The sequence below is a fragment of the Scytonema sp. PCC 10023 genome, assembly GCF_963920835.1.
GTDB lineage: Bacteria > Cyanobacteriota > Cyanobacteriia > Cyanobacteriales > Nostocaceae > Kalymmatonema.
In genome coordinates this window covers 1-17,952 of the sequence record NZ_CAWUDP010000042.1, presented here as the reverse complement: position 1 = coordinate 17,952, position 17,952 = coordinate 1, and the positions used below count along the sequence as shown (strand labels likewise).

Below are 17,952 nucleotides of genomic sequence, written 5' to 3'. Positions count from 1 at the left end.
AAATTTCGGCTCATGTCGTTATGGGGAGAAACAGGTGATGCGAAAATACTCACACTTGGTTTTTTGGTTTAGTCGGTTGCAATCTGCCTTTGGCAGCAGCGCTACGCTATCGCTTCCAGCAGCGTCAGCCCGACTGTTTTATTGAGCGCCGTGTTGCCTTGCGGACATCCGTGCAATTGCAAGCACTTGGGACAGCCAGCTTCACAGCTACAAGCTTTTGAGAGCAATGCAGCGCTATGAGCAAACTTCTGAAACTGATGGAATATCGCTTCGCTACAGCCATTTCCTCCATCTACCGCATCGTAGAAGTAGCCCACAGTTTCGCTTTCATCAACAACAATGTAGTTCAAATCGAGGCTGGAACTGAGGATGACGAGCGGCACAGCAAATATCATTTGATGACCCATGCTGTGGAGGGCGATAGAGTCAGCAGCAGCTTCCCATAATGCAGCGTAGGCGGACGGAATGCTTTGGCAGTTAGAACAAAGAACTTGTTCCTTGATCTGTCGGACTTGGGTTGAAATTACCTGTTTAGTCTCGTCGTTGATTTCCACCTTTACGATGGGTGTTTTGTACTGGGTGCAGTAGGGCTTCTCAAACGCTATTTCGTCGATGACGGTCACGAGTTCGACGTTCTTGAGGCGAGTACCGCAATACATACAGGACTTGCCAGAGACGAGACGGTGATAATTGCGACATCCCGAAGAAGTGCAAGTTAGTTCGTACTGTTTGACGCATAGTTTGTAGCCAGTCACCGATGATGTAATTTCACCCCAGCCCAAAATTAGTTTTAATTCACCTTTGGGGATAGAAAGCGCGACTGTTTTGGGATCCGCCAGCGGTTCGAGCATCTCAATATCCAGCTCAGTCTCAGCTATGGTGAAAGTGTTGCTTTTGGAATCGATTCGGTTGAGGATGGCTATTCGTTGGCTGACATCCAGCGCGGTCGATTTGTATTTGATAATCTCACCATCGCCGTCCTGAGCGCTGTAGATAGCGCCGGGAAATACCTCTCGGAAAGCCATATCCAGTGACATTTCCTCAAAGTCCTCGCCGATGCCGTTGTCAATCAACTTAACACTGGCGGCTGCGTTCCCGCGCAAATTGATTTCCTTATGGGGATAGCCCCGTCCCCAAAGTTGTCCGTTTCGGCTGAGAAACAGTTGATTCTGGTTCATGAGGGCATCAGCTACAGCAGCCGCTCGTTCCCCAAAGTAATGAGTTAGCATAGCGATGGGAATGCCGCTTTCCACAGCAGCTGCCATCAGGTGCTTGCCCAGCAGTATGGGATAATCGGGATTGAAACTAGCGCTCTCAGCTATTGAGTGCAGGAGTACATCGGGGTTGGTGCTGTAATAGTTATCCAGAGGGCTTTGAGCTACTGGCAGGAAGATGACTAGCCCAGGATTTCGCCGACCAGCGCGACCGATTCGCTGCCTGAACGACATTAAACTTCCGGGCCAGCCGCGCACCAAGCAGCAATCCAACTCTGGCAAGTCCAGCCCAGCTTCAAGAGCAGACGTACTCAGAAGCCACCGAATCTTACCTGACTGCAACTGCCCTATGATGTCACTGCGGCGATCGCTTCGGAGTGAACCGTAGAAGATAGCCACTCCTTCGGCAAGGTGCGAACACCCCTCTTTGCGAGCTTCTTGCTTGACTATGCTCAACAGACTCTTAACCGCAGAGCGATTGTTACAGAAACAAATCCCCGTGAGTTCCTTTTGCAGCATTCCGAGGATAATTTTGGCAGCATCGGGATTGGCAGTGCTGCTGGGCTTCAGACACAGAGTTGTCCGTCCTGCAATGAAAGCCCCGCTGCGCTCAATCAACTGCAACCGCTCTGGTGTCGTCTCCCGCCCGGAAAAGCGCAGTGCCATTTCAGCCGGATTGCCAATTGTGGCACTGCTGAAAACCCATTGCAAACAATTTGAGTCCCCACCAACAGTATCAACTGCAACCCGTAGCCGTCGCATGAGGTTGGTGAAATTGGCACCAAACGTCGCCACATAAGTATGAGATTCGTCGATGACTACGTAGCGCAAGCGCCGCAAGAACTCCCGAAACAACTCTCCTTCGTCTTTCTTCCGCACATTGTAAAGCTGGTAGTGCAGCAGGTCGGGGCTGACTCCCAAAATCTGGGGCGGTACAGGACTAAACAGCCGCTGCCGTTCTGCTATTGAGGTATCGCCTGTCATCAAGCCTACCTTAATTTGTGCGTCTTGGGGTAGTTGGGAAACAAGCGATCGCAGTTTGCCAACTTGGTCAACTGCCAGTGCCTTAAGCGGGTACAGGTACAATGCAGTTGCATTGCTGGTAAGGCATGATTCCAGCACAGCTATGTTGAAGCACCAGGTCTTGCCGCTGGCGGTTGGAGTCAGGATGGAGATATCCTTGCCAGAACGCAGTGCTGTCAAAGATTCTAGTTGATGCGAGTAAATCTGGCTGATACCAATGCGCGAGAGTGCAGTTCTGAGTGCAGTAGGCAGGTCGTCGGGCAGCGGGTACATGTAGCGAACTGCAAACATCCAGCGATAAAACTGCAAACAAGGCGATGAGCGAAACCACATTCTCTGCAAATAAGAGGGGTCTCAAAACCACATTCTGTGCAAATGAAACTGCAAACATAATTTTCAAACCGCAAACAAGGGTTTTCAAACCACATTAACTGCAAATAAGCCGTAACCCATGCTGTGATTGGGGTACAGAATTTATCGCCTCAAAAATGTCCAATTTATACGAACTTTTTCACCAGACATATACGTATATTTCTTTATATATAAATTGGACACTGATAAAACAAGAAAATACTGTACAAGATATTTCCCGTTTTTTTGCTTCTTTAACAAGGAATTCCCATTTTGAGCATTTGGTCTCTCAAATCTTGAGTTCGACCGGGAGGCAATTGACCGTGTAAAAAAGAGTTCACCTCTGCCATACGTACATTCAACAATTCAGCTAATACCTTGGCGTTATAACCATGCCGAATTAAGCGAGGTTCCAAATCATTGATGGAATGAGCTAAAACGGATTCAATCACTCCCAAAGTAATTGGTTTTGTCCCAACCTTGTAACCTTCTTCAAATGCCAGCTTTAAGTAATGTTCGATTTGTAACGGAGTTGTCAATCGCTCCGCCAAAAATGCAATTGCCTCATCAGTCACCAAATCAGATACCAAATAGTCGTCGTGAATACATTCACCTAAAAGCCACTTAATAAACTCTGACTGGTGTCCTCGGATACCTTCTAGGCTAAACACAGTTGTCCTTGCACCAATTTCTTCCAAAGATGGTCGGCGCAAATCATTTTTCAGCTTGGGATGCCCCACCAGCAATATCGATAAAGTACTACCTTGAAGGCGTACCAATTCAATCAACCGTTTAATTTTTATTAACGTACTGTTGTGAAGGTCGTGGGCTTCATCCACTAGCAATACAACTGGTTTACGGCATTTCTGAATCAATGCCAACAGCTTGCGTTCGCGTTGTTCGGGTTGAGTTGGTGGTTTGGCATCTTTTTCTGTAGCTAAATCGCAGAACAATGCAGCCATTAAAGTTCCCAAGTTAACCTTATCTTCGTCAACTGCAAGGCTCTTGGAAATAATAATGTCTTTTTCAGAGGCTAATTCTAATTGCAACCGCTGCAAAGTAGTCGTTTTACCACAGCCAACAACCCCTGATATAGCAATTAACCGACCTTGCCGAATTTGGGGTTTAAGTTCTTTGAACAGATGCGTTTGTTCTTCAGTCTCAAAATACCCCACATATTCCAAGGTACGTTTGAGACCAAAATAATTCATCACATCACTCAGCATGGTGACTTCCTGGTAAGGGATTAAAGAAATCTCGAATTTTTTCCATCACCACTTGTTTATTTAGAGTGCTGTCTAAAGTCGCGTTAATATAAGACATCTGTACTTCAGTAAGTTTAGCTAACGGTCGTGCCAAATACTCGGCAATTGCCTGTTTTGCAGCAATAACTGTGGGATAAGTCAGTTCTTGAAACGGGTCAGGGTCAACAAAAGATTGCACCTTAAATTCAACAATACTCGGTTCAGGATCAGCCAGATTTATCTTACCAATGGCGGAGAGTGGCAAAGACAGCTGTTTAGCTAAAGACTCAATTTGGTCAGCCCGCTTCTGGGTTCGTGTTTTTTTGAAACTTCGGTAGCGATGCAACGGTATTGGTCCACCAACAGGAATGTAAGGACCGTAACGCTTTTCTAGATGTTCTACGTATAGTTCGTTATCGAACAAACCCCACCAGAGAACTACTGTCTCTCCTGCTAAATCCGGTTCAACCTCATAAGCAACCCCTTCAACAGTAACGCGAGCATCAATTCCTACTTTCCTTCGTTCTGGTTCCCGCGCAAAAGTACAGAAACGTTCCCAATTACACATCTCCCTAATTCCATTGTCGGGCAAGCTTGCTACCCAATCTTCAATCCGGGAATGGGGTTCGCTGCGATGTGGTCGGCTATTGTAATGGAGCAAAAAGCGCATCAACCATGCGTTAGCTTCGGCTTCTGTCTCCGGTTCATGCAAGTGGTAGAGAGTTTCGTGCATTTCTTTGACAGTACGAAATGGTCGTTCCACCTTACCTTTGGAACGAGCCGTTACCCTTCGTCCATCTTTGCCGTTCGGCAGGTGAGTACGTACTTCAATTCCCAAGTAGCCCATAACTTTTTGAAACACTAAGCTTTTGGCAATGGGTCCATTGTCCATGTACAGCATTTTTGGAATGCCTTGAAAGGGAAAGTCGATTTCCGACTTGGGCGACATGGCTGCAAACAGAAACCGTAGTGCTGCTTCTACGTCTTCGCCATAGACTCCGTGGTACTCTTGGTATGCAACACCACTACGGTCATCGACGACACTATAAAGCATCAACAAGGGATGTCCGCGTCCTGGTTCTATCCAGACTGGTGATTTTACGTGCTTGAGGTCTGATGGGCTAAGGTCAAAGTGCCAACATTGGTTGCTGCACTCGGCTTGAAAGCGAACAGCAGGTGGCTGTCGTATGAGGGTATCGCGGTCATAGCCCCATTTTTTGAGATAACGATTGACGGTAGTTGCTTTCAATAACCCTGCTGGAGCTTGGACTTGACCATCTGGAGTGTTGATGCCGTGTTCTTCTAACAGGCGAATAGCTTCCACCGTCGATAAGTGACGACCTTTGCGGTTAGAGGTACGTATTTTAATGGCAGCAATCAAAGTACAATAGTGCTCTAGAGATGTTTTGGGGATGACACGCGGTACACCACAATCAACTCGTCGTACTGACCTTACTTGTTGACGCTCTCGTAACGCTCGATACACAGTATCGGACGAGATGCCATATAATCGGGCTATTTCTTCAACTAGTAACCGACGTTCAGCACTACGCGGTGGCAGTTGGTCTAGACGGCGACGCAGGTCTACAATTGCTTCTGATGGTATTTGTTTCTTGGACAAAATCCACCTCACCCAGTATGGTACGGATGAAGGTGTCGTTTCTCTAACCAGTCATAGAGGGTGGAAGGGGAACAATCGACGAGTTTGGCAATTGAGCGTTTGCTAATACCTTTGTTCAGGTAGCTGCGAATCTTTGCTTCATGAGCATCCAACTTTAAATGTGCAGATTTTCGTCCTTTCGGTCGCCCCAACACTTTCCCCTCAGCTTTGCGTTTGGCTAGTGCTTCGGTTGTTCTGAGTACAATTAACTCCCGTTCGATTTCTGCCGCCAAGCCCAAAACTGTTGCTGTGATTCGGCTTTGCATTGAGCCATCCAGTACCATACCTTGTTTGGCAATATGGACATTAATTCCTCTACGCACACAACATTCCAGCATTTCCAACACTTGTAATGTGGAGCGTGCCATACGGCTGACTTCTGAAAAAATTACTACGTCAGTTGCTTGCGCTGTTTCTGTCAGTAGCAGTCCTATGCCTCGCGACTCCCATTTCTCCCGTCCGGAAACAGTATCCTCTACAAATTGGATGGGACTCAAAGCGTGTATGTTGGCATATTCCAAAATGCCATGTCGCTGGTTATGTAGGTCTTGATGGTCGGTGGATACTCTTAGGTAAGCGTAAATAACCATAGACATACTCGCTGTCGGTTGAAACAGCGATTCGTATTTAATCGAACGGATATAATTCAAATTAAACCACGAAAAGCGTACATATATGTTTGGTGAAAAAGTTCGTATAAATTGGACATTTTTGAGGCGATAAATTCTGTACCTCAATCACAGCATGGGTTACGGCTTATTTGCAGTTAATGTGGTTTGAAAACCCTTGTTTGCGGTTTGAAAATTATGTTTGCAGTTTCATTTGCACAGAATGTGGTTTTGAGACCCCTCTTATTTGCAGAGAATGTGGTTTCGCTCATCGCCTTGTTTGCAGTTTTATCGCTGGATGTTTGCAGTTCGCTACAACTAGCCGAGAACCCAACACCCCAATCACTTGACCAAAGCCATAACTGGGAGAGTAAATTTGCTGTCCAACTGCAAGCCAGTCTGGTGGCGTGGGTGAGGAATGAGACACCGCTTTAACGAGAGCAGCGTAGTCGGGTTTGGAGAATTCTGATTGACTCATGACAATCTGCGTAAACCTAAATTTCCTCCCCTCCCTGCTGTGAGGCAGCAATATCAAAAAAACCGACAGCGTTAGGAGCATGTATAGCCACCCAACACCGTCAATTTCACAAAACACCGCTACACTAATTGCACACCATCTTCATCAAACGGCATCGCAGGATCTGGTTTGTTCCCACTCCTGCTGTCGCGCGGGAACTTCATTTTCTGCGACCAAATCCTCTTCAGCCCATTCTTCGCAGTATCCTTGTGGAGAATCTAGATTGACCGTGTAATTCCAGGTACTTGCAGAATACTCATCGAGTCGCAAACCGGTAATTTTGCCCGTTGCCCATTCTTTTGGTTGGCAGTAGCTGGTAATTGCAACCCGCGAGCCGAAAGTGTATTTGGGCAGTTCGGCTTCGGCGTGATTGAATTTGATTGTGATAGTTTTCAAAACAGTAGTAAAGATAAATTTCACTATCTCCGTGGCGTGAGCCATCAAAAAAGAACGACCTTTCCGCTCAGGTGCGGAAAGGCGTTATTCCACAAACCTACAACGGGATGATTCTCTGCGCTATCAACTCGGCTATCTTTTCTTTGAACCCTTCTGGACGTTCTATGGTGTTCATAGAAAGCCGTCCCTGGATTACGCATTGCTGTGCGGAGCGCAAACTACTTAGCTGCGTAGCGAGGTTTTCACCCCACGCCACCACTTTGATGGTTGAGGGAGGGGGTGGTACTTCCTTCTCATGGTGGTGAGGACTGTAGAATTCCCCCAAGCACTGAGCGATGTGGTCGCCGTCGCGGGTGTGTCGGTATTCAGGAGTAGCAACTACCGTGATTGCTATTGTGCAGTCATTCATAGATGATTCCTAAAAAGTGTCAAGATTAGTGTTATCTTCTACTTGGAGTCTGTCTTGTTTAGACCCTAGCAGGTGTAACTGATTGGCATTAACAATAGGTTTGGAACGTAGAGCGTCTGTAGTGCAGTCATTCCAGGTTTCAATCTTTAGGTAGCCACTTACACCAATTTGGTCGCCTTTACGGACGTAGTTGGCGGCAATTTCTGCTGTCTTTCCCCACAATTCGATATTGAACCAATCTGGGGGCGCGTCCTTAGCCCGCCGTCGCACCGCCAGTGATAAAGTTGCTTTGGCGCTCCCCGACTCAAAGAAGCGAATTTCTATGTTTGCACCAACCCGACCAATCAAGTTGACACAGTTGAGGGTGAGGATTTGAGGTGTAGGTGCGATTATCTCCTCAACTGCTGGCTCTGTTGCCTCTACTGCCTTTGTATCCGATATTGGCAGCGAGTCATCGGTGGGTGCCGGGTTAGTAGTAGTGGATGTTTTTCCCATGTCACTAAAATGAAATATCAATAATGCTTTGGCGTGAGCCAAAATAATTGACACGGTGTTTTTATTAAAAACAAATAACTAGATGCGCCAGTTGTAACCCTCAAAATCAAACTCCCCATAAAGGGGAGTGATTGGTTATTTTGGTTTACATGGCTATCTCAGTAACTGCTGGATTTTTGGATGTAATGCAAAGGCTGGGTATTTATCTAAGTCCTTTCGCACAGTCCAGATATTAAGGCTGAACCGTTCAGCAGAATGTTCCAAAACTCCATGCTGATGTTTGCAATTGAAGCTATAGATATCGCCATCATTAAGCTGCAATTTTTGAATGCTTGAAGCGTTTGGATTGTTACTTTTCCTATCAGTGTTGTAGATAAAGGTAGCAGTACCTAGATTGACACCACAGGCGCGTTCTATTGCATAAGTATCATCTCTATGCAAAGCTATAGTTCCTTTACTGCTAATGCCTTGCGTTTCTCCGCCGAAGGTGAGTAAGGCAATGTTAGAACCAGGATAGATGCGCTGGCAAAAATCCCACAAGCGCTGGTCAAAATGCGCGGCGATAATGCGATGTCGAGATAGCAAAGCTTCGTGGAATAGCCAGAGGCGATAGCGACCAGGAGCGTATTTACTAACGTCTCGTGTCATTTTTGGTATTAAACTTTGGCAGTGCGAACGCAGTGCTTCAAGTGTACTGGCTCTAACTTGGCTAAATTTATTGAAGGTCATATTTGTGTTCCTCAATTATTGCAATCATCGTTGTGTGTGAACACATCTTTGATTTCTGTCGCCTTGTAGGCATGGGGAGTGTCAATACTACAGGATTAGTAGAGGGTGAAAGTAGTCTTAGTTCAGGAATGGGTAAACTTAATTGTCCTTCCTGTTCAACTTGCGTTTTCTCAATTGAACAGTGTGGATAGGTAATGCGAGTTGTGTAATCACCGCTATAGCGGCGGTCGCCAAATACTCGTAGCTTCACAACGCGCTTTGTGAGCTATCCACCCCCGTTCGCTTTCTTTTCCTTGCAAAAGCGGTGGAATAATATTTGTTTGCCGCTCAATGATGACAATGCGATCGCCTCCGGCACTGTTGCCACTCAATGATGACAATGCGATCGCCTCCGGCACTGTTGCCACTCAATGATGACAATGCGATCGCCTCCAGCACTGGGCTCCGCGCAATCGCCTGATAAATCTTTCCACATCAGTCAAAGATGCTTTCGTCATTGCACACCACGCCATACACACCACGCTTTGTACATTGAGGGTGGGGACTTGCGCGAACCCGTTAACGGCTTGGGGGTTCCTGAAAACCACGCTGACGCTGATTGATAAATCATGGTTATTGCTTGTTAACTTGCACTAGGGCTGTTATTCTTACTATACCCTAAATATTAGGGTATTTTATCCGAAAAGCTCGAACTAGGAGAGAGGCAAAGGAGGCAAACTTGAGTAAGATTGCAATGCTAAATCTATTGTTTGTAAATCCCAAAGCCTTGAACCCCGAAAAGTTTTGCGAGAAGTACGCTAAGAAGCAAAAAGGTGAGTGGGGCTATAGAGCCAACTGGAATAAGCTCTTAGCCTACGTGCTTGACGTGAGTGAGAAGACTGTGGAATCCTGGGGACCTGACTTTGAAAACTGCCCAGAAAAGTACCAAAAGCGACTCGCTGAGATTGATGCCCTCAAGATTGCAGAGGCAATTCTCAAGAAGCATGGGCTAAGTCAAGAGTTTTTGGATGCCCTTGAATAAATACCCTAAAAATTTCTCCTAAAAATTTACCCTATTTTTTAGGCTAAAGTATTGCCCTTCACCTGGAAGGGCTTTATTGTTAAAGGCAAGATTCGTGCAATTGCTCAAATCTTGCCTGTAAAGTCTTGTCCACTTTGATATTCCTTAGTAAGCTCCAATCCACGAGAGCACTGCCAAGGGTCGATTAACAAAACATAATGGGGATGTAATATGTCTTCTGACACCTTTGTACCGCCTATTTGGGTCGTATGTACTCAGGAGGGGCTAAGGATGAGAATTGCCCTTAAGCCTGAATTATTTGGAACTGTCACCAATGGTGAGCAACTACAAAGCATTAGGCGATTCCAAAGATTCGGAAGTAGCCCTACCAATGGTGACTACATTGAGGGCGTTGTCGCCGTAACCAGCCAAGTTGGTCTGGTCATTGGGATTCATCGCAGATTGTATGTTACCTGGATGTCTCCAGCGGTTGATCCTGTGCTGAACTTTAGTCGGTACTTCGCCACAGTCTTAGCACTGCCGATTGCTATGACTAAGCCATATCCAAAGATACACAGCCGTTCCACTCGTGCTGTGTCCCTCTTAGAAACGCAACGCTTTGCAAGTCCATCAAATCTTCCAGAAAATACTCACTCTGAACCACCAAATTTCTAGCGCTGGTTGAGAATCCTCGGATCAGATTTCCAAGCGCATCCACACAAACTTTTCACACCATTTGTAAGATCAACAGCAGTTCCCGACATTTATCTATGCAATTGCTGGGATGCGTCAGTCTTTACGGAAAGCGCACTTTTCAGTTACAGTGTAGTTTCTCTGGATTGATTTGAAACTGTATACTGGTCATCTTTCGCTTTCCGGGTAGCTCTTGGGCATCTAAGATATAGCCCTCAGCTTGCAGTTCCTCTATTGTCCGCCACAAAATTTGATTGTTCCTAGATAAGTTACTGCCCAACAAATCTAGATTCTTGAATAGATATTGCTTAGAAACCAGCAGATATTGCCCATCAATCAGCGTATCCCATTTCATTCGACTACCAAGATAAACCAACAGTTTCATCTTGTAGTCATGCTTGGCATTACTCCCCAGCTTCTGCTTGGTGTCTACGCTGTTTGAAAACAACACATAGTCTCCTGTTCGCTCTGGTCCATCAAAAAATTCCAGCGCCACCGTGTAAGCATCTGCTAATTCATAGGTGTAATCGGCAGCCTTTGCTAAATCGAAGTCTCGTGGCAAATTATCAATTTCGTAATCTCGGATGCGGAGGATACTCTTGACAATGACCTTCGCTCCGATTGTGTTGCCTTTTTTCAGAGACTTGGCGAACACTAGTTCAGTTCTGTGGAGAGCAACCAAATCTTGGTTAAGCTGCGATCGCAATCTGGTTGTGAAACTACCATCCTGACCACGGGTATAACCCAAACTCTCCAACAAATCATTAGAACGAAAAGAAACTAAACGACTGTTACCCTGCTCTCGCGCTTCCTTGTACAGGAATAATACAATGGCAACCTGCCTCGTATTTAAAAAGGTCAACAATGCCATAAATAAGCGCTGAACTCGGCGGTCTTGAATCTTCTCCAAACCTTTGCTAATTCCTTGATCTGTACACGCTGTTAAGTCTAGATTGGCATATTGAGAAATCAGATCTTCCCACTCCTGTGCAGAAATATTATCTAGTGAGACGCGACGGGTAACAGCAACTTCGGACTTGTCTTTGGGATCAGCAGCAACCCGCATCTCCAGGTAATAACCATCTGCATCAGCACGGAAAATTGGTAGTCGCACATCAGGGTTTTTAATAGATGCTCCCGCTCTAGGTAATATCATCAGCAGCTGTCCGTCCACTGGAAAAGCAGTGTCTTCTTTGTTCACACTTACTCCTCACTATTTTGAACAAATTTTATCAAGGGTATGCTGTCTTGGGGCAGTTACTTCAGTATTTTAGAAACGGGCAGACGCCAAATGTAACAAATCTCAACATTATCCGTGAGTCCGGCGTATGATTTTGAGCCTTTTAACCGTGAGCTCGGTTACAGTTTTATCCGTGAGTCCGGCGTATATCATTCCTTTTTATCCGTGAGTCCGGCGTATGATTTTATCCGTGAGTCCGGCGTACAGTTTTTTATGGTTGATTTTTTTAGGACTTACACAGCATGGCTTGTAAAACTTTATCCGTGAGTCCGGCGTACAGTTTTATCCGTGAGTCCGGCGTATATCGTCCCTTTTTATCCGTGAGTCCGGCGTACAATTTTATCCGTGAGTCCGGCGTACAATTTTATCCGTAAGTCCGACGTATACGAGATTTTACCCCCTTGATATCCTAATCTTTCAATGCTAAGTTCTAATTTTGACAAGCTCAGTTGTTCATGACTGTCAGTTTGTTACTTTAGCCAAGTACTACATAGGGCTGCTATGTTTACAACTAAAAGCGAGATGCCTACAGCGGGCTACGCCTACGCTCTTTACCGCCGGACTTATATAAAGCAACATCTCGGCGGCAATTCCCCACCCGTTATAGCCGCAAGGCTTAACGCGGGAAAACATTACAAGGGACAGAAATATCTATCTCCAGATTCAGCAACTCCAAACTGTCCTGGCATTTAAAGTAGAAAGCCGAGGAGAACAGCGAAGGTTCTCTCCCGACTTACCTAAAAAGGAACTTTGTTAAAGTCAACGCAGTTGGCGCTGCGTCCAAAAAGTCCAAACAACATAGACTTTACTTTAGCAAACTTCTCGTTAAAAGGTAAGCGCAGAGAGTTGTACTTTTGCTGCTGTCCCGGCTCCGTAAACTAAGAAATTCACGGAGTTCGTGTTCTATGGAAGTGACATCCGCAAACTTTGCTTTTTCTGACTGGCTAAGCCTTGATACTGGCATGAGACACGGATTTCGTGCCAGTTCCTCTAAATATCGTAATCGTGCATTAGCTGTCTTCTCTGCGCTCATGCCTGCTTTGAACGAGGAGGGCGCTTAGTGATGACTATACAATTTTCATCGTTTGAAATTGATACCTCACAAGCAATTAGGCAGCTAGAGCTTTTGGGATACCACCGGGGCGATGCTGTTTATGTCCGGGCTTTCTTGCCCAAAGAAGACCTGCGTTATGCTCCTAACACTGGACGCAAAGCTGATAAGCTCAAGTTCAAACAAATTTTGCACTGGCAGCAGCAGGGTTATGGCATATATTTTGTGATCAACGGCGGTGGTCACAAAGATGAAGATGTTCAACTCTGCCGTGCGGTTTTCATTGAGCATGACGACTTGGAAATAGCATTACAGCGGGATTTGTGGCAAACGCTCTCACTACCAGAACCAACCTTTCAAGTCCAAACACGAAAATCTGTCCATTCTTACTGGGTGTTTGAAAAACCTATCCCAGTTCAAGAGTGGAAGCAGTTGCAAACTGATTTGCTGACTTACACTGGCGCTGACGGAGCCATCAAAAATCCTAGTCGGGTGATGCGATTGGCTGGTGCATGGCATATCAAGCCCGGGGAAAAGCCGCTACGTTGCAATATTATCTCCCAGTCTGGTCTTCGGTACACCTATGAGGAATTGCGCTCGTGTGTTCCAGTGCAGCAGCATCCCAAGTTAATCGAATCACAGGTTGAAGCAGTCCAATTACTAGCTCAAGTGTCACCACAAGAGCAACAGTACACTCGCTATCAAGATATTTCTGTGCCAGTGCCAGTTGCGGTACCGCTCGAAGTCTGTCTTTCCAAAGAGTCTCGCGCTTTGCTTAACTTTGGGGTGAACAAGGGGGTCCGCAATACCAATGGGGCAAAACTAGCACGAGACTTAATTGGTACTGCCAATCACCTTACTACTATCGGTCAGCGGTTTGACGGTGATTCACAGCAACTTTTGCAGGACTACGCTAATCGTTGCACTCCACCACTGCCAGTCAAAGAAGTTGATGCCATCTGGAAGTCAGCCGAGAAAGACCGCCCTGGTCCCAGCTGCACACCTTCAGGTGTGGAAACTTGTATTAGGGCTTGGTACTGGAATACTTATATCAAGTTCAATCAAAATTCATTGGCTAGTTCTGGTAATCCGTCTGGAAGTCCTGGTTTTAGTAATGTTTCCAGTGTTGGGAAGAAGCCGCCTGTTTCAGATGTTGCACTACCCGAATCTCCTACGAAGACGCTACGCGAACGCATTCTACAAATTTTGGGCAGTTATAATTCCCAGTCAATGCGAGCGATCGCATTGATGGATTTGGCAGCTTTGGTAGGACTTCCATATCGGCAAATTGAGCAGCTCGCCAAGCTACTTACAGATGAAGTAGATTTGCAGACTGATACTTTAGTTGCCACCCAGAAACTTTCATCTCTGCTGAAAACTTGCCCTCAGCAACTTGACCTTACCCGATTGCTCGAACCTCAGTTCGCCCGACGGTTGATTGATACTGCTAACGCCATGCCGACGGCTCCTGAATTTTTATTCACGACGCTCCTGGCAACTGCGGCCTCTGTTGTTGGGTCAGCTGCACGGGTCATTGTGAAACCGTCCGGTAAGTACACCCAACCACTGGTGATGTGGACGAGCATTGTAGCTGAATCTGGGTCCGTAAAAACTCCGGCACAACGGGTAATTATTGACCCCTTGGTGCAACTGGAAGCTGAGGCATATGATCGCTATCAGATAGAAGCGGCTGAATACAATAAGCTACAAACAAGGCGTAAAGGCAAAAAGCAGGATGAAGACTCACAAGAGGAGCCGCCAACTTCCCCCGTCCGCCAGCGCTACCTAACTAAGGACAGCACACTGGAGACGTTGCAGCGGATTCATAGCGAAAATCCACGGGGGCTGCTGTACTACCGAGATGAACTAGCAGGACTATTCAAAGCCCGTAATCAGTATCGTGGTGGTTTAGGAGCTGATGAAGAGCAGGAACTCGACCAATTCAACGGGTCTGCAATTATTTACGACCGCTCAGAAAAATCTGTGTGTTTACCCAAGAGTGCCATTTCACGCACGGGTAGCATCCAGTGGGAAGTCTTAGCTGCTATGATGGGGGATCATAACGACTACAACGGCAATTTTGCCCGGTGGCTGTTCTGTGCTGCTAAGTCTCCCAAACGTTACCTACGGTTAGTTGGAGAAAATACTGCTCCCGATACTGGTATTTCCGAAGCGCTGCGTCAGCTTTACATAAAACTTGCCTCTGTGCCAGAACAAGATTACTTTTTAGACACAGAGGCGGCTGTGTTTTTCGAGGCGTGGCAACATTCTCTTGTAGATGCCCAAGCTGGTGAGGAATCCTATGGACTTAGGGTAGTCTACGCCAAGATTGAAGCTTACACAGCGCGGTTGGCTCTGTGGTTACACATTGTCAATACTGTCTTAAGGGGTGAAACTCCAAGCCAGGTTATTTCTGGTGACACGATGGAAAAAGCAATTGAGCTAGCTGCTTATTTCCTTTGGCAGCATAAATTGATTCATGCTCAAAATTCCCCGGAATCTGGGCTGATGTCTTGGGGTCTGAAAATCCAGAAGGTGGCTGAACGCCTGGGAGGAGCTACAGCTTCCATGCTTAAAAGTGGCATCCGCGCTTTCCGAAAGAAACCGACTTTTGAAATCCGGCGGCTGATGGAAATGATGGCAGCTGCAGGTTGGGGTCGGATTGAGGATAAAGGATCTAATTTAGTCTATGTGCCAAATGGTGCGCCACCAAGCGGGATTGACAAATTTGACAGAGATTTGACACTTGTGTCAATTGCTCAAACATCCACCAATACTGCTTTTGACAACAGAATTGACTCAGTTGACACAATTATGGCGGCATCTCTTTCTTCAGAGCAACTCACTAGCTGCCACTTAAATTCCTCATTGGGAGCGGAAGATGTAGAGTCATGTCAATTTGTCAATTCAACTCCTCAAATGCCTACCGCTACTGGCACTGATTCGATTGACACTTTTGTTCAATCGGGATGTCAATTGTCAACTGATGAATTGTCAAATATAGAATTAACAGGCGATCGCCTGAGCGAACGGCACTGCGCTCCGCGCGCTCACGACGAAGCTGACCGCTCTAATGATAATGCGCCTCATCTCGTTGAGTCCGGCAGTGTACCAACGCTCTTGCCATTAGATGGTGACTCAGCACTGTTAGCGGAGGGTCTCCCCCAGGAGAAGACGGGTTTCTCCGAAGTTTGCCAAGAGGGAGGCTCTCCTGGCAAGTTCTCTCCATTGCACGTGACTGACGCTCGCGCTGGCGCAGCCTCTTCATTAGGAGAAGCGTATCCGAAGGATTCATCTCGAAGAGGTGATGGTGAGTCAGCACCAGAGTACTTCTTACAAGCATCTACTCAAACAGTAGCCGCTATGACCGCTGACTCAGCTTTGCCGGACGCGACACCCCAGACAGAACAAGATGTGAATGCAACGGCTATAGCTAGCAACTTAAACAACCGCAAGCTCCAGCCAGTCGAGGTGTTAACAGCGGCTGGAGAGTGGATTCGTGGATATTTCATTGATGCTTGCGTGAGGATTGCCAATTTAGTCGGCGTTAGTCAACAATTCACTTTATTTAATACAGATGGAACTCGGTACACATTTGTTGGACAAATCCGACCAGCACCATCGAGCTAAGTCGGAGCGTATTGAAAACTCCGACTTTTGTTGCTTTAGAGCATCTTGTGTTCAATTCTCACCTTTTGTGACACTCTTAGGGTGCGCTTACGTTCACGTTCACAAGTAGTAACCACACATCAGCTACGGAACCTAGCTGATGGACCCAAGAGTTAGGAAGTACGCTCAGACCGTGAAAACGGACAATAACCGCACCCTAAGAGTGAAGTTTCTCCGTACAAAAGTTTCAGCAGTTTTGAAGAGGTATCAATTATGACTGCAGAACTGGAATTCAAGCCTGGTAAAGAAGTTCATGCAAAAAAAGCGAAGAAGCAGCAAAAAAGAAGTGGTAGCAAAATTTTAGTCCCCACGTCCTCTAATCCTTTAGAGTGTGAACTGGTAGAAGGCGAACCCAAGCTAAGGGAAGAATTTTCAACCCTGTCTGAATTATCAGCAGTTGATACCGCAGTAGTTGCAGTTGAGGTGCTAGAGGAGCTAACCGAGGAGGAAGTAGCTGACCGCCACAGGTTGGAGCTAAAAATAGAACGGGCATTTTATGAGGCGGGTTGTGCTTTGAGGGAACTGAGGGAACGGCGCTTATACCGGAGTACTCACAAGACTTTTGAGGAATACTGCCGCGCTCGCTTCAATTATAGTCGCGACACTGCTTACCTGAAGATTGCGGCTGCTGTTGTCTGTGACAACATTCAGAAATTTTTGCCGACCAATGGTCGGCAAATTCCTATGCCGACCAATGAGCGTCAGTTGCGCGATTTAGCTAAAGCGAATTTTGAACCAGAGATTCAAGCGGCTGCATGGTTGCAGGGTGTAGAAGAAGCAGGCGGTAAAGTACCAAGTGGACGTATTGTCAAGGGCATTGTGGAACGACTGAAGGAAAAACCTTTATCTCTTGCCACTGATTTTTGCCAAATAGGTGACGTGTTTACCTTAACTAGGTTAGAGGGTAGTGAACGTAAATATAATGGCTGTTGGGCGATCGCATCTGTACTCAATGACTTTACTGTAGAGGTTGACGTTCATGATACTACCCTAAACGTGAAACCTGAAAACCTCAACAAAATTGACTCACCAGAAGTACATCGTCAACTGCCACAAATCCTCAAACGCATTAAGCGTTTACGATCTGGTGGAATGCTAGACCGCTGTGCTTATACGGTGTTGGAGTCTTTGGGACGACAGACTTACTTGACCCCTGTTGAGGAAGGCTTGTTGCAATGGTTGGAGAAGTATTATGGACTTGGTGACAAAGAAAATTAGAAAGAGCGCGAAAAACCTAGGGTTGTGTTGCAAAAACTGGCATCTCTGACGGGGAGCGATCGCCCCCTCCGCAACACCCTCAAGAAACACCTGCATTGTTGATTTGATGAAAACCTTGCTGGTCATCGGTTCCATCCATGTGTTTCTTCTGTGGTTTACAAAAACGCTCAAAGCGTAAACATCATGTTCTGGCACGAGGGTTGGCATTGCCTCTGAAGTTGATTAATTAGCTTTACTTATAGAACCCATTTGATATCTTTTTTCTAGATAGTAGCTAGTCGTTTGAGCATCAATCGAATAAAACAAAGCTTGAGCTTGGCATTGGCACGAGCGAGTGTCCGGTCAAAATTTTTGACTAAACTTTTACATCGCTCTACCCGGAGAGCGATTTTTTTCGGGGGAGGTGGGGGACAATTAGCCAGGGTTTTAAACATC

17 protein-coding genes are annotated in these 17,952 nt (G+C 46.3%); 6 read left to right on the top strand and 11 right to left on the bottom strand.

The genetic code is table 11. The features are described from left to right. Window positions 1-101: 101 nt before the first annotated feature. The 10 genes from ACM0OZ_RS24090 to ACM0OZ_RS24045 form a co-directional block, all read right to left on the bottom strand. A complete protein-coding gene (locus ACM0OZ_RS24090) occupies window positions 102-2,570 on the bottom strand; it encodes a DEAD/DEAH box helicase (RefSeq protein ID WP_414585344.1) in 2,469 nt (822 codons plus the stop codon). A 272-nt stretch (window positions 2,571-2,842) separates the two neighbouring features. Then, window positions 2,843-3,814, bottom strand: a complete 972-nt coding sequence (locus tag ACM0OZ_RS24085; protein WP_414585343.1) for an AAA family ATPase — start codon at window positions 3,812-3,814, stop codon at window positions 2,843-2,845. Beyond that, window positions 3,804-5,438: an IS481 family transposase gene (locus tag ACM0OZ_RS24080; RefSeq protein ID WP_414585403.1), complete on the bottom strand. Its 1,635-nt coding sequence runs from the start codon at window positions 5,436-5,438 to the stop codon at window positions 3,804-3,806. The genes ACM0OZ_RS24085 and ACM0OZ_RS24080 overlap by 11 nt, the downstream gene beginning before the upstream one ends. Window positions 5,439-5,461: 23 nt before the next feature. Then, a complete protein-coding gene (locus tag ACM0OZ_RS24075) occupies window positions 5,462-6,082 on the bottom strand; it encodes a recombinase family protein (protein ID WP_414585342.1) in 621 nt (206 codons plus the stop codon). Window positions 6,083-6,368: 286 nt separating this feature from the next. Then, window positions 6,369-6,578 (bottom strand): hypothetical protein, encoded by a 210-nt coding sequence (locus ACM0OZ_RS24070; RefSeq protein WP_414585341.1) that lies wholly within the window; start codon window positions 6,576-6,578, stop codon window positions 6,369-6,371. A 144-nt stretch (window positions 6,579-6,722) separates the two neighbouring features. Beyond that, window positions 6,723-7,058: a hypothetical protein gene (locus tag ACM0OZ_RS24065; protein ID WP_414585340.1), complete on the bottom strand. Its 336-nt coding sequence runs from the start codon at window positions 7,056-7,058 to the stop codon at window positions 6,723-6,725. 52 nt (window positions 7,059-7,110) lie between these two features. Next, window positions 7,111-7,422, bottom strand: coding sequence for a single-stranded DNA-binding protein (locus ACM0OZ_RS24060; RefSeq protein ID WP_414585339.1), 312 nt, complete (start codon window positions 7,420-7,422; stop codon window positions 7,111-7,113). A 9-nt stretch (window positions 7,423-7,431) separates the two neighbouring features. After that, entirely contained in the window at window positions 7,432-7,794 is a 363-nt protein-coding gene (gene ssb / locus ACM0OZ_RS24055) for a single-stranded DNA-binding protein (protein ID WP_041039964.1), read from the bottom strand. A 276-nt stretch (window positions 7,795-8,070) separates the two neighbouring features. Continuing rightward, window positions 8,071-8,646 carry a hypothetical protein gene (locus ACM0OZ_RS24050; RefSeq protein WP_414585338.1) on the bottom strand — a complete coding sequence of 192 codons (576 nt, stop codon included), beginning with the start codon at window positions 8,644-8,646 and terminating at the stop codon, window positions 8,071-8,073. 215 nt (window positions 8,647-8,861) lie between these two features. Then, window positions 8,862-9,053, bottom strand: coding sequence for a hypothetical protein (locus ACM0OZ_RS24045; RefSeq protein WP_414585337.1), 192 nt, complete (start codon window positions 9,051-9,053; stop codon window positions 8,862-8,864). 326 nt (window positions 9,054-9,379) lie between these two features. Between ACM0OZ_RS24045 and ACM0OZ_RS24040 the strand changes: the two genes are divergently transcribed. Next, on the top strand, window positions 9,380-9,667 hold the full coding sequence (locus tag ACM0OZ_RS24040; RefSeq protein WP_414585336.1) for a hypothetical protein: 288 nt from the start codon (window positions 9,380-9,382) through the stop codon (window positions 9,665-9,667). Window positions 9,668-9,877: 210 nt separating this feature from the next. Then, window positions 9,878-10,321, top strand: coding sequence for a hypothetical protein (locus ACM0OZ_RS24035; protein WP_414585335.1), 444 nt, complete (start codon window positions 9,878-9,880; stop codon window positions 10,319-10,321). 139 nt (window positions 10,322-10,460) lie between these two features. On the opposite strand, the gene ACM0OZ_RS24030 is transcribed toward ACM0OZ_RS24035, so the two are convergent. After that, on the bottom strand, window positions 10,461-11,540 hold the full coding sequence (locus ACM0OZ_RS24030) for a hypothetical protein (RefSeq protein WP_414585334.1): 1,080 nt from the start codon (window positions 11,538-11,540) through the stop codon (window positions 10,461-10,463). A 540-nt stretch (window positions 11,541-12,080) separates the two neighbouring features. Between ACM0OZ_RS24030 and ACM0OZ_RS24025 the strand changes: the two genes are divergently transcribed. The 4 genes from ACM0OZ_RS24025 to ACM0OZ_RS24010 all read left to right on the top strand — a co-directional run bounded on the left by ACM0OZ_RS24025 (window position 12,081) and on the right by ACM0OZ_RS24010 (window position 17,517). Next, the gene (locus tag ACM0OZ_RS24025) at window positions 12,081-12,272 is read left to right on the top strand and encodes a hypothetical protein (protein ID WP_414585333.1); all 192 of its coding nucleotides are present in this window, start codon (window positions 12,081-12,083) and stop codon (window positions 12,270-12,272) included. Window positions 12,273-12,484: 212 nt separating this feature from the next. Further along, entirely contained in the window at window positions 12,485-12,640 is a 156-nt protein-coding gene (locus ACM0OZ_RS24020) for a hypothetical protein (protein ID WP_414585332.1), read from the top strand. Window positions 12,641-12,642: 2 nt separating this feature from the next. Continuing rightward, entirely contained in the window at window positions 12,643-16,260 is a 3,618-nt protein-coding gene (locus tag ACM0OZ_RS24015; protein ID WP_414585331.1) for a DUF3987 domain-containing protein, read from the top strand. A 252-nt stretch (window positions 16,261-16,512) separates the two neighbouring features. Next, window positions 16,513-17,517, top strand: coding sequence for a hypothetical protein (locus tag ACM0OZ_RS24010; RefSeq protein WP_414585330.1), 1,005 nt, complete (start codon window positions 16,513-16,515; stop codon window positions 17,515-17,517). The last annotated feature ends 435 nt before the right edge of the window (window positions 17,518-17,952 follow it).